The 11,866-nt window shown below is 62.9% G+C and carries 15 protein-coding genes; 7 read left to right on the top strand and 8 right to left on the bottom strand.

The annotated features are described in order from the left end of the window. Nucleotides 1–33: 33 nt before the first annotated feature. The gene (locus tag ABUH87_RS03140) at nt 34–627 is read left to right on the top strand and encodes an ABC-type transport auxiliary lipoprotein family protein (RefSeq protein ID WP_367769359.1); all 594 of its coding nucleotides are present in this window, start codon (nt 34–36) and stop codon (nt 625–627) included. 19 nt (nt 628–646) lie between these two features. On the opposite strand, the gene ABUH87_RS03135 is transcribed toward ABUH87_RS03140, so the two are convergent. The 8 genes from ABUH87_RS03135 to crcB form a co-directional block, all read right to left on the bottom strand. Beyond that, nucleotides 647–1,165 (bottom strand): CAP domain-containing protein, encoded by a 519-nt coding sequence (locus ABUH87_RS03135; RefSeq protein ID WP_367769356.1) that lies wholly within the window; start codon nt 1,163–1,165, stop codon nt 647–649. 118 nt (nt 1,166–1,283) lie between these two features. Then, complete coding sequence (locus tag ABUH87_RS03130; protein WP_367769354.1) at nt 1,284–1,895, bottom strand: L,D-transpeptidase family protein; 612 nt, start codon at nt 1,893–1,895, stop codon at nt 1,284–1,286. A 26-nt stretch (nt 1,896–1,921) separates the two neighbouring features. Beyond that, nucleotides 1,922–2,485 carry a PEP-CTERM sorting domain-containing protein gene (locus ABUH87_RS03125; protein ID WP_367769351.1) on the bottom strand — a complete coding sequence of 188 codons (564 nt, stop codon included), beginning with the start codon at nt 2,483–2,485 and terminating at the stop codon, nt 1,922–1,924. Between the two features lie 290 nt (nt 2,486–2,775). Further along, on the bottom strand, nt 2,776–3,474 hold the full coding sequence (locus ABUH87_RS03120; RefSeq protein ID WP_367769348.1) for an ATP12 family chaperone protein: 699 nt from the start codon (nt 3,472–3,474) through the stop codon (nt 2,776–2,778). Then, nucleotides 3,471–3,689, bottom strand: a complete 219-nt coding sequence (locus ABUH87_RS03115) for a hypothetical protein (RefSeq protein WP_367769345.1) — start codon at nt 3,687–3,689, stop codon at nt 3,471–3,473. The genes ABUH87_RS03120 and ABUH87_RS03115 overlap by 4 nt, the downstream gene beginning before the upstream one ends. Next, nucleotides 3,686–4,336, bottom strand: a complete 651-nt coding sequence (locus tag ABUH87_RS03110) for an HAD-IA family hydrolase (protein WP_367769342.1) — start codon at nt 4,334–4,336, stop codon at nt 3,686–3,688. The genes ABUH87_RS03115 and ABUH87_RS03110 overlap by 4 nt, the downstream gene beginning before the upstream one ends. Nucleotides 4,337–4,352: 16 nt before the next feature. Beyond that, nucleotides 4,353–5,621, bottom strand: coding sequence for an RluA family pseudouridine synthase (locus ABUH87_RS03105; protein WP_367769340.1), 1,269 nt, complete (start codon nt 5,619–5,621; stop codon nt 4,353–4,355). Next, nucleotides 5,618–6,034 (bottom strand): fluoride efflux transporter CrcB, encoded by a 417-nt coding sequence (gene crcB, locus ABUH87_RS03100; RefSeq protein WP_367769337.1) that lies wholly within the window; start codon nt 6,032–6,034, stop codon nt 5,618–5,620. The genes ABUH87_RS03105 and crcB overlap by 4 nt, the downstream gene beginning before the upstream one ends. A 241-nt stretch (nt 6,035–6,275) precedes the next feature. On the opposite strand from crcB, the gene rpsU reads away from it, so the two are divergent. From rpsU to gatB, 6 genes are all read left to right on the top strand, one after another. Then, nucleotides 6,276–6,482 carry a 30S ribosomal protein S21 gene (rpsU, locus tag ABUH87_RS03095; protein ID WP_217398364.1) on the top strand — a complete coding sequence of 69 codons (207 nt, stop codon included), beginning with the start codon at nt 6,276–6,278 and terminating at the stop codon, nt 6,480–6,482. 163 nt (nt 6,483–6,645) lie between these two features. Then, nucleotides 6,646–7,167: an FKBP-type peptidyl-prolyl cis-trans isomerase gene (locus ABUH87_RS03090; RefSeq protein ID WP_367769333.1), complete on the top strand. Its 522-nt coding sequence runs from the start codon at nt 6,646–6,648 to the stop codon at nt 7,165–7,167. 104 nt (nt 7,168–7,271) lie between these two features. After that, complete coding sequence (gene gatC / locus ABUH87_RS03085) at nt 7,272–7,574, top strand: Asp-tRNA(Asn)/Glu-tRNA(Gln) amidotransferase subunit GatC (RefSeq protein ID WP_367769330.1); 303 nt, start codon at nt 7,272–7,274, stop codon at nt 7,572–7,574. A gap of 2 nt (nt 7,575–7,576) precedes the next feature. Further along, a complete protein-coding gene (gatA, locus tag ABUH87_RS03080; protein ID WP_367769327.1) occupies nt 7,577–9,064 on the top strand; it encodes an Asp-tRNA(Asn)/Glu-tRNA(Gln) amidotransferase subunit GatA in 1,488 nt (495 codons plus the stop codon). A gap of 200 nt (nt 9,065–9,264) precedes the next feature. After that, on the top strand, nt 9,265–10,236 hold the full coding sequence (locus ABUH87_RS03075) for an acyltransferase family protein (RefSeq protein ID WP_367769324.1): 972 nt from the start codon (nt 9,265–9,267) through the stop codon (nt 10,234–10,236). 91 nt (nt 10,237–10,327) lie between these two features. Further along, nucleotides 10,328–11,824, top strand: coding sequence for an Asp-tRNA(Asn)/Glu-tRNA(Gln) amidotransferase subunit GatB (gene gatB, locus ABUH87_RS03070; protein ID WP_367769321.1), 1,497 nt, complete (start codon nt 10,328–10,330; stop codon nt 11,822–11,824). The last annotated feature ends 42 nt before the right edge of the window (nt 11,825–11,866 follow it).

Genomic DNA, 11,866 nt, shown 5'->3' with positions numbered 1-11,866 from the left:
GTGAAGTCGGCCGATACAAGGGACGCCAGCCGCATGATGTCTAAGATCCGCCTCGGTACCATGGTCGCGATCGCCACCTTGAGCCTCTCGGGTTGCGTCAATCTGGGCGGCAAGGCGCCGGATCAACTCATCAGCCTCTCGGCGGATACGCGCGAACAGGTCGGGCCGGTGACCTCCGGCAGTATGGCGGACGCGATCATCGTGCTGGATCCGGAAGCCGACCGCAGCCTGGACATGCTGCGCGTGCCCGTTCGCGTCGACCCCGCGACTATTGCTTACCTGAAAGACATTGGCTGGGTAGAACGGCCAGCGCGGCAGTTTCGCCGCCTGCTTGCCGAAACCCTGCGCGCCCGCACGAACCGCATCGTGGTCGAAGAAGGCGATTTCGACGTCCTGGGGCGGACCACTCTGTCCAGCCGCCTGCTCGACATGGGTTACGACGCGCGGAGCCAATCCGTGGTTGTTCGGATCGATATGCGGCGTGAGGAGCGGGCCGGTGCCATCACTTCGCGGCGCTTTGAGGCGGTCGTCCCCGGGGTGGCTCCCAAGCCTGCACCAGTCGCCGCAGCCATTGGGCGCGCGGCGAACGACGTTGCGGATCAGGTGGCAAGCTGGGTGATCGAATAAGGTACGGCTCGCGGGCCGTTCAGAACGGCTTCTCACCCAGATAGTTTCCCGCTTCGCTGTAGCGGCACACGAGCAGTTCTTCTTCCGGACCGGTGATCCTGGCGCATCCTACATGCCGCGTTCTGCGCCAGATCAACTGTGTGTAGTGCCCGACATCTTCAACGCGGCCTGTCGTGCTGTTGTACGGGAACAGGCCAAGCTTGAAATAGCGTTTTTCCCGCGACCAGCCATCGACCATCTGCTCTAGCGAGTAGTATCCCTTCGTGCCCGCCCACAGGTTCTCGCCTTCAGGGGTTGAGGGCTGCTCAGGAGCATGTTCAAAGCGGCCGGTCCGCTTCAGGTGGTCAGCCCAATCGCGAGCCGAGCGTGCAAGAGCCGGGTCCCACGCGAGCGGTTCCACACCCACAAGCTGGCGCTCGCGATTATGGGCAGCCAGCATTCTGCTTTCGAAATTGCCATGAAGGTCCGTCGCGCCGAGCAGGACAGAAGCGCCTGCCAATAATGCTATCGAACTCAGGACCTTGGTAAACCGCGACACGTCTTCCGTGCTCCAGCAATGACTGGAGCATTGTGCCGCTTAGGAATCACGGATCGGTTTGCTAGTTTGGTAAATGCATCGGTAAGACTTTGCGCTGCGATGTGCTTCCCGCCGGCGGCTACGGAGCGAAAATCGCCACCGGATCCCCGCGTTCGACCTCCCGGAACAGCCTCTTCGCGAACGCGAGCGGTACACCGATGCAGCCATGGGTTGCTGAGCCTGCACGCACCTTGCTTGCGTGTATGGCGATGCCGTCCCCGGTAAGTCTCAGCATATAGGGCATGTCGGCATCGTAGAGATTGGACCGGTGGTGTTTCGCCTTTGCGAGGATCGGGTAAACGCCTTCAGGAGTCGGCTTGCGATCAGCCCCGTAGAGGATCACCGCAGAGCCGATCTCGTGACCCCCGCGGAACACCGACAAGGTTTGAAGGGCGAGATCTGCACGCACCCAGACCGGACCAGTCGGCACACCCGTGTCGTTCCAGACGTAGTCGCCGTGCTGCTGGGCGTGAGTGACGTTGAGCACGCTGCGTATGGACCGGCGGTTGCCGTTCGGCAGAGTCAGTATGGGAAGGTGTTGCGGCGGATAGTGCAGGCGCATGCCATTCTGGCTCGTCGCAGCGCGCCGATCATCCGTGGGAGCAGCCGCTGGCTCGAATGTGAAGATGGCGGTAGCGAAAGCCGCGGTCAGCAAAGTTGGCACCGAGATACGGCGGATTGTGAAGAGCACCGGGAGCCCGCCTCAATGCTGCGCCGTCACCCGGCCCTGCCGTCGGCTAAAGAAGGGCGCGGATGGCGCCGCCGAAGTACGATGCCGATGAAGCCGATGCTCGCTACAAACAGGACCCAGGTGGATGGCTCCGGCACAGCTGGCGGAGCCGATCCCGGGCCGCCGCCGTCAACTGGAGGCCTGTCGACGACCGGTCCTCCAAAAATTGGGCCGCCGGGCAGGAATGGTGTAGGCCCAGCACCCAGATTATCCGGTGAGCGGAATGCCGGTCCGGGAACGATGGGCGGCAAAGGCGGAGTGGCGAGAGGCAGCCCTTGCTCGGCAATCGGAGGAACAGCGGGCGCGATCGTCAGCGGACCGCTTGGCCGCCTGCGAATGTTGGACAGCACGCGCTCGCGCGGGATGACGGTCAGGCGTTGAGGCTGTGCGTGCCGCGCCGGTGCGAGCCGCCTCTTGCTCTGAAACAGAGCTCCGTCGGCACGATTGCCCGGAGAGCGGGAGGCGAATACGGCCAACGGGCTACGTATCGAGCTGCCGAAGGGGCCGCCGCTCCGCACGGGGGAGTCGAACAGCAAAGCCGCTGCGGCCACTGCGGCCACGCCGAATAGGGCGGCAAGGAGGAGCTTGCATTGCCAAGGCACAAGTCCTGAAAATAACTGGCTAAATGCTCTCAAGAGCCGCACCCCTGTTGTTCCATCAGGCCAACACGCGCGTTCATGTGGAGGTTCCACATGAGACCGAAACGGACCTGAACCTCGGAGTCGAAAGCAGTGGCTTGCAGCCGCCGTGCCAAGCTACCGACCCAGCATCCCTCTGCACCGGAAAGCGTGTGTCCGGTGCGGAAGAACGGTCGATAATGGAGCGTGGGCCGTGCAGACGGTCAGGCGGAGCGGACCAGATCAACGAAACGTGCCGCCAGTGCGAACGCGTCGAAGCGCTCTTGGCGGCGCGCTTCGGCCTCTTCATCGCGGCCCCAAAGCTCAGCCTGCCATTCTTCTTCCAGATTGGCGGCATGCCATAGCGAAGGAATGTCCGCCTCGGGTTCGATGGCAAGCAGAGCAATGGTGAGGGAGGCCGAGAGGCTTGCCAGCATGCGCATCGCGGCAAGGTGAAAGGGGCCGAGCGCCTGGAGCTGCGTGCGCAGTGTTTCCAGCGTCGCTTCAGGCTGCGGCCTGTGTACGATGCCCGAGGCCCGCACGAATCGCACATCGAACCGCGCTTCTGCCTGCGTGAGCAGGGGCTCCCAAACTTCTATCTGCCGCCGATGCAGCGGCTCGTCGGGATCGGCACGGTAGCAGAGAGTATCTGTCTCGGCATAACGCAGCAGTCCTTCCACCGGATCTTCTCGCCCGCTGGCAATGCTGTCGATCGCATAGTCAGTCAGGTCACGCAGGGGAAAAGAGGCAGGGTCGATCTGCTCGCCTTGCGCCGCCCATTCTGCGGCCAAGGCGTCTGCCAGCTTGCGTGCAGGAACGCTTTGCACTGCGCCGCCCGCCGTCTTGATCCCGCGCCCGTCGAGCTGAACGCGCCAGCCGCCATCATCCTGCGCGACGCTGACAGACTTATAGAAGCGCTTCACTTGGGAGTTCTCCATTTCCGTACCAGACGGGTAGGGATGACGAAGACGTCGACGAGGCCGTTGGCAATCAGCAGATAGCCGAACCATACCGGCCCCCAGCCGAACAACGACGCGCGCCGCGTCGCGATCAACATGCCCAGCACCACGCATGCAACGCCGGCGATGCGTATTGCCTGAATCGTGAAGAAGCGAGCCCGCGCCGGATCTTCGTTCATGTAAGGAGCACTTGCGCCAGTTCGGCCGGGCTTCCCACGACGACCTCGGCACCTGCTGCACGAAGCTCGTCAGGGTGGTGATATCCCCAGTCGACGCCAATGGCTCGCACTCCGGCGTCGCGGGCCATCTGCATGTCGTAGGCGGTGTCGCCGATCATCACGGCTTCCTCCGGACGCGCGCCTGCTTCGAACAGCGCCGCTTCCAGCATGGCCGGGTGCGGCTTGGAGGGATGGTGGTCTGCGGTCTGGAGAGTGACGAACAGATCGTCGACTGCATTCGCCGCCAGGCAGTGCGACAGCCCGCGTGCCGACATTCCGGTCGCAACGCCCAGTGTCCAACCCGCAGCGGCCAGCTGGCGCAAGACTGTTTCGATCTCCTCGAAAAGCGGCTGCGACAGGCGCCCGTCGCTTCGCGCGGTGCGGAACGCGTGCTTGTACCCTTCAGTGAGGGCGAGATGCACGTTCTCTTCGCTATCGGGCAAGAGCACGCGCATCGCTTGTGGAAGGGAAAGGCCTACGGCCCGCCGAATCGCCGGTCTATCCGGCGCAGTCAGCCCTTGCCCCGCGAATGCAGCCTCCATGGCCTCGCAAATGCTCGCCTGCCCGTCCACAAGCGTGCCGTCGCAGTCGAACACGGCGAGTTTCATGCGCGATGGGTCCGCATCAACGCTTCCCCCTTGGAGGCTGGCCTCTGGGAGGCTGCGGCTTTGCATTGGGCTTGCGAAGACCTGGCCGTGCAGCGGATTTTGAGCTGGCCGGCCCCCGAGACGTGTTCGCCTTGGTAGAGGGTCTGCTCCCCGTCTTCCCGCTTGGCTTGCCCGAGCGGGAGGCAGGCCGTGAGCCGGACGACGAACCCTCCCCGCGCGAGCGCCGCTCACCCCGGCGTTCCTTGCGGACCTGCTTGGCATGGGCCTTGGCCAGCCGCTTCTTGTCCTCGCGGGTGTCCTGCGGCGGCGGTTCCGGCAGATCGGCACCGTCCGCCTCGTTAAAGCCCAACTGCTCCATGCCCATTGCGAAATGCTCAGGCAGAGGCGCGGTGACGTCCAGCGGGGCGCCGTCTGGGTGATCGATGATCAGGCGCCGGGCGTGCAAGTGCATCTTGCGGCTGATCGAGCCGCTGAGGAAGGCTTCCTGGCCGCCATATTTGCCGTCCCCCACGATGGGATGGCCTATGGCAGCCATATGCACGCGCAACTGGTGGGTCCGGCCCGTCAGGGGATGCAACTCCACCCACGCGGCCCTGTTACCAGCGCGATCGAGGACTCTGTACCGCGTCCGTGCAGATTGCCCGCCCGCTTCGTCCACGTGCATCTTCTCGCCCCCGGTGCCGGGCTGCTTGGCGAGAGGCAACTCGATCATGCCATCGTCGATCGAAGGCACGCCGACGACGAGCGCCCAGTAGATCTTTCTTGCCGAACGGCCGGAGAATCGCCTGGAGAAGAAAGCCGCGCTACCCGGCGTGCGGGCGATTAGCAGCACTCCTGAAGTATCCTTGTCCAACCTATGTACAAGGCGAGGGCGCGGTCCTTCCGGAGCGAAGGCGTCGAGCAGGCCGTCGACATGCCTGGTGGTTCCGCTGCCGCCCTGCGTGGCCAAGCCGGGAGGCTTGTTGAGCACAATAGCGGCGCGATCCTGTGTCAGCACCATGCTGTCGGCCAGCTCCAGCTCCTCTTCGGTGAGCTGGCGCCGTGGACGTGGCGCTGACCCGCCCGCTTTCGGCTCGCCGCCAGGGGGGACGCGCAGAAGCTGGCCGGCCACCAGCCGGTCGGCGACATCGGCGCGCTTGCCATCAACCCGGATCTGCCCCGTTCGGGCCCACCGAGAGACCGTGGCAAACCCCACTTGCGGAAGGTGGCGCTTAAACCAGCGGTCCAGTCTCACCCCATCGTCATCTGCGCCAACGGTGAACTGGCGTACATTGTCACTGCTCATGCAGGGCTCCTCATCAGCAGTAATCCAAGCCAAAGGCCAATTAGTCCCGCAGCCACCGATGCCATCGCGTAAAAACTGGCGAGACCCGGCTGGCCCCGCTCGAACAGCGATATGACTTCGAGGCTGAAGGAGGAGAATGTTGTAAAGCCGCCCAGAACGCCGACGGCAAGAAGCAGGCGAGTCGCTTCGCTCTGCCCGCTCGCGCGTGCAAGCCAGCCGACGAGCAGGCCCATGGCGATGCTGCCGACGACGTTGACGGTGAGAGTCGCGAAAGGAAATGCGCTTGCACGCACCGGCCCCGCAGCGGCGATCCAGGCCCGTCCAACGAGAAAGCGCAACCAGCAGCCGACTCCGCCGCCCAGCGCGACGAGCAGTGAGGCATTCACAAAGGAAAGCTGGGAGGGTATCGGCATCGCCGCGCCCATAGACTGCCTCGTCGCGCAAGCCAAATCATTCCCAAGACACAGTGTGGGCGTGTACTCGCTGCCCGGCTTTCGGCTTGCCAAGCCGGGGTGTCTCTGGTAGCGGGCGCGCCGTTACAGTGGGATCCCTTGGGGCGTCCGCTGCGTTTGTATTCTGTGGCTTTGCAGGTTGTCCCGTCGAAAGGTGGTGCGGGGCAGCCTCGTTTTTGTATTTTTTGAGGTGTGTCGGTTTATGCAGATTCTCGTCCGCGACAACAATGTTGATCAGGCTCTTCGCGCGCTTAAGAAGAAGCTCCAGCGCGAAGGCGTGTACCGCGAGATGAAGCTGCGTCGCCACTACGAGAAGCCCTCCGAGAAGCGTGCACGTGAGAAGGCGGCTGCTGTTCGTCGCGCACGCAAGCTGGAGCGCAAGCGGCTTGAGCGCGACGGCGTCAAGTAGGGCGGTTTACGCTGCCTTTCGGGCGGCGGAGCCCTTGCGGTTGATCGCGGCTTAGGTGCGGTTAGTCGCTTGAACGCTCTGCCTGCTTGAGCCATGAGGGCGCGGGCCGATCCGCGCCCTTCGCGTATCTGTGCACCGGATTTGCTGACGAGGCCAAGAAGACATGACCGAGATCACCCGCGTTCCGCTTCAGCCAATTGCCAAAGGTTCCCTGACCAAGCTTTGGCTCGGTATCGCTGCTGCAGCGTTGCTGGCTGGAGGCGTTGCCTGGGCCACCCTGCCTGCTTCGGTAAACGTAGAAACGATTGCTGAAGGCACTGGCGAATCGCCCACGAGGGACGATGTGGCGCTGGTGAACTACAAGGGCACTTTGCCGGACGGTAAGGTCTTCGATGAAGGCAAGCAGGCCGTGCTGCCTCTGGCCGAAGTCGTACCGGGTTTCACCAAGGCTCTTGAGCAGATGCAGCGCGGAGGCAAGTACCGGGTGCATATCCCGTCTGACCTCGCTTACGGTGAAAAGGGAGCAGGGCCGATCCCGCCGAACACCGATCTCGATTTCGAGATCGAGCTCCTGGACTTCAAGAGTCGTGAGGAGATCGAGCAGCAGCAGCGCATCATGCAGCAGCTGCAGCAGATGGGCGGCGCGGGGATGCCCGGTGCAGAAGGGGCCGTGCCCACGCCCTGAGGTTTGCCGCAAGGGGCGCTTGAAGCCCGGTGGAGCGGGTGATAGCTGCCCGCTTTCAGCTCTATCGCCCGCCGTGCGGGCCTGTTCGAAGATGAGGACCAGCCATGTCGGTCGATACCGCAACGGTGGCGAAGATCGCCTCTCTCGCCCGGATCAAACTGGGTGAGGGCGAACTTGAGGCGATGGTGCCTGAGTTGAATGGCATTCTGGCCTGGGTCGAGCAGTTGGGTGAAGTCGATGTTACCGGCGTAGAACCGATGACGGCTGTTATTCCCAACACGCTTCGCCTGCGGGAAGATGAGATCAATGCCGATCCGCTCACCGGAGGCAATATTCGCGACAAGGTTCTTGCTAATGCACCCGCTGCCGAACACGGCTTCTTCGGTGTGCCGAAGGTGATTGAATAAGCATGACCGATCTGACCGAACTGGGCGTTGCCGCCATCCGTCACGGCGTCGCTAATGGTGATTTCAGCGCGGTCGAAGTGGCTGAGGCGTTCAACGCCAACGTCGCTTCTGCGCAGGATGCCCTGAACGCGTTTATCGTGGCAACACCTGAGCACGCGATCAATGCTGCCAAGGCGGTGGATGCGAAGCGCACCAAGGGTGAGCCGCTCGGCAAGATGGGTGGCGTTCCCATCGGTATGAAGGACCTGTTCGCCACCGCCGGCGTGCAGACCACTGCCGCCAGCCATATGCTCGAAGGCTTTGTGCCCGAGTATGAGAGCACCGTCAGCGCCAGGCTTTGGGAAGCCGGCGCGGGCATGCTGGGCAAGCTGAACCTGGATCAGTTCGCCATGGGGTCCTCGAACGAAACCAGCTATTTCGGCAATGTGATCTCCCCTTGGCGCCGCAACGACGGCGGTAATGCGGCGCTGGCGCCGGGTGGTAGCTCAGGCGGTTCCTCCACCGCCGTCTCCGCTCGCCTTTGCCCGGCCGCGACGGGAACCGACACCGGCGGATCGATCCGCCAGCCGGCTGCGTTCACTGGGACCACCGGGATCAAGCCAACCTACGGGCGCTGTTCGCGCTGGGGTGTCGTGGCGTTCGCAAGCTCGCTCGATCAGGCCGGTCCGATGGCGCGGGATGTGACCGACTGCGCCATCATGCTGGAGGCGATGGCTGGATTCGACCCGAAGGATTCCACCAGCCTCGACATGCCAGTGCCGGAGTGGGAGCGCAGCCTGGATGCGAGCCTGGCAGGCAAGAAGGTGGGAATCCCGCGGGAATACCGCATGGATGGCATGGACGCCGACGTTGCGAAATCGTGGGATGATGGCATCGCTTGGCTGAAGGATGCAGGTGCGGAGATCGTCGACATCTCCTTGCCGCACACCAAGTACGCGCTTCCTGCCTATTACATCATCGCGCCCGCCGAGGCGTCCTCGAACCTCGCACGCTATGACGGCGTGCGCTATGGCCTGCGTGACCTGCCAGACGGGTCCGGCCTGCAGGACATGTACGCGGCGACAAGGGCCGCGGGCTTCGGTGCAGAGGTCAAGCGGCGCATTCTGATGGGCACCTACGTGCTCTCCGCAGGCTACTACGACGCCTACTACACGCAGGCTCAGAAGGTCCGCACGCTGATCAGTCGCGACTTTTCGCAGGCATTTGAGGCTTGTGACGTGATTCTTGCGCCGACCGCGCCGTCGGCAGCGTTCGCGTTGGGCGAGAATGTCGATGATCCGCTTTCGATGTACCTCAACGACGTGTTCGCCGTACCTGCCTCGCTGGCCGGTCTTCCCGCGATGTCGGTGCCTGCAGGTCTGAACCGTGAAGGGCTGCCCCTCGGACTGCAGATCATCGGCCGCGCCTTTGACGAACAAGGCGTGTTGAACGCGGGTCTCGCCATCGAACAGCGCGCAGGTTTCGCGGTCCGCCCGCAAAAGTGGTGGTGATCTAACTCGAAAGCCGATCTTTCGGCGATTGCGTTGAATGGCTGCGCACTCGACTAAGCTGGGAGGCAAAGGTCGAGTGACACCTGGTGGGCGCAGCAAGCTTAAAGGCCGGCGATTTCGGGCGGGCGGCCGGTCCCGATAGTGCGGGAGGTGCAGGCTCGCGGCCCTCGCAGCGGCCGTTCTCTCATCCGGTCAATCACATGCGCGGCCTTGCCATCCTGCCGATCGTGGCCGGGCATTGCTATAACGCTCTGCGTTGGCCGCCGGGGAGTTTCAGCGCGCATCTCACTGCGGTTTGGACCGACCTCAACACGTTCTTCATTTTCATCTCGGGATATCTCTTCCAGCACCTGCTGGCACGCTTCGCGTACCCGGCATACCTGAAGGGCAAGTTCCGCAACGTCATCGTCCCCTACCTGATCGTTTCTGTACCAGCGGTCCTTGTCTATGCGACCAATTGGAAGTCCCACCCGCATTTTCCCCAGCTCATCGGCTCGCTGCCTCTCTGGCAAAAGGTGCCGCTGCTGATCCTGACCGGCGCGCACATGGGACCGTACTGGTTCAAACCCATGATGGCCGTGTTCTATACGATGGCTCCGGCTCTGGTCGCGATGGATAAGCACCCGCGCAGCTACATCGCGATCGCACCGCTTCTTCTCGTCTCAGTCCTTCTCGTCCCGCGTCCTACCTACGACCTTCAGCCGCTGCAGGCCGCAGTGCACTATCTGCCGGTGTACCTGCTAGGCATGTGCGTGTCGCACTTCCATGATCGCATAATCCCGCTGCTAACTCGCTGGTGGGCCGCGATGGTTGCGCTCTCGATCGCTTTTCTGGGCGTCATTATTTACGGCTCGTATGCTGCGCTCACCTTTGATCGCCTGCCTCTGACGGCGTTCATGTGCCTGACGCTCCTCGCACTTATGTCGCGGTTCACGCCCGAACGTGTGCCTGCGCTTGATCTGCTTGCGCGCTATGCGTTTGGCATCTTCTTCATGCACGCATACTACGTGGCAGCCTTGCGTCAGGCGCTGACGAAGTGGCCGGAACTGGGGGAGGGGTCGCAGCTTAGCTTCCTGGTCATCCTGGTCGGAGTGATGACGCTGAGCATGATGACCGTGGCACTTGTGCGTCGGCTCTTCCCGGCCAAGAGCCGGTTGCTCATCGGCTCCTGATTGGCTGCGCTGGGCCGACCGAGCTGTGGCCCTTTTGCTTCTCCGGTCGAATAGGCCTTGCACCCCTCGGGTGAGGCGATAATCGGGCACTATGAGCACATACCGCATTCAGGGCGCCACGGGTGAATGGGAGGTCGTGATCGGCCTCGAAGTTCACGCACAGGTCACATCGAAGTCGAAGCTGTTCTCCGGTGCAGCCACTGCTTTCGGGGCAGAACCGAACGCACAGGTGAGCCTGGTGGATGCGGCTATGCCGGGCATGCTTCCCGTGCCGAACAGGGAGTGTATCCGCCAGGCCGTACGCACCGGAATGGCGATCGACGCGCAGATCAACAAATGGAGCCGGTTCGACCGCAAGAACTACTTCTATGCCGATCTGCCGCAGGGCTATCAGATCAGCCAGCTTTATCACCCGCTTGTGGGTGAGGGATCGCTGACAATCGATGCGGACGAGAAGGCGGGCATCCCCGAGGCCAAGACCATCGGCATCGAACGCATCCATGTGGAGCAGGATGCGGGCAAGCTGATGCACGACCAGCACCCCACGATGTCCTATGTCGATCTCAACCGCTCCGGCGTGGCGCTGATGGAAATCGTCAGCCGTCCCGACATGCGTTCGCCTGCCGAGGCGGGTGCCTATCTGCGCAAGCTGCGTGCCATCCTGCGCTATGTCGGCTCATGCGACGGGAACATGGAGGAGGGCTCCATGCGCGCGGACGTCAACGTTTCAGTCCGTAAACCCGGCGAGGCGTTCGGCACCCGCACCGAGACCAAGAACGTCAACTCGGTCCGCTTTGTCATGGCTACGATCGAGTTCGAGGCCAATCGTCAAGTCGACGTGCTGGAAAGCGGCGGTACCATCGTGCAGGAGACCCGGCTGTTCGATCCGGGTACGGGCACGACTCGGTCGATGCGCTCCAAAGAAGATGCGCATGACTATCGCTACTTCCCGGACCCCGACCTGCTCCCGTTGGAGTTGGATGATGCGTTTCTGGAAGACTGCCGCAACTCTCTGCCCGAACTGCCGGATGCGAAGCGTGCCCGCTACGAGGGGGAGCTTGGCCTTTCGGCGTACAATGCCGCGGTCTTGACGGCCGAGGTGGAGACGGCGCGCTGGTTTGAGCGGCTATTGGCTGAAACGGCGACGGCGCAGGATAAACAGCCCGCCGAAGTCGCTAAGCAGGCGGCCAATTGGCTTATTTCGGAGCTGTTTGGAGCGCTCAACAAGCTAGGCAAGAGCCTGGATGAATCTCCTGTCAGCCCCTCCGCAGGTGCCGAGTTGCTGGCTCTGGTGGGCAAGGGCACGATCTCTGGCTCAATTGCCAAGCAGGTGCTTGAGAAGATGCTGGAGAGTGGTGAGCGCGCTGCCGCGATCGTGGAGCGTGAGGGCCTGAAGCAGGAGTCGGACACTGGCGCCATCGAGGCTGCCGTGGACAAGGTGCTTGCCGACAACGCGGATAAGGTTGAGCAGTATCGCGGCGGAAAACAGGCACTGTTCGGCTTCTTTGTTGGCCAGACGATGAAGGCGATGCAGGGCAAGGCCAACCCGCAGGTCGTGAACGAGATCCTCAAAACCAAGCTGGGATGACGGCGGCCGGTGCTGTTACGAACGGCGCCGGCTCTTTCATAG

The organism is Novosphingobium rhizovicinum, from assembly GCF_040813635.1.
GTDB lineage: Bacteria > Pseudomonadota > Alphaproteobacteria > Sphingomonadales > Sphingomonadaceae > Novosphingobium > Novosphingobium rhizovicinum.
Note: the sequence above shows the minus strand (reverse complement) of the source record. Positions and strands in the feature narration are given on the sequence as shown.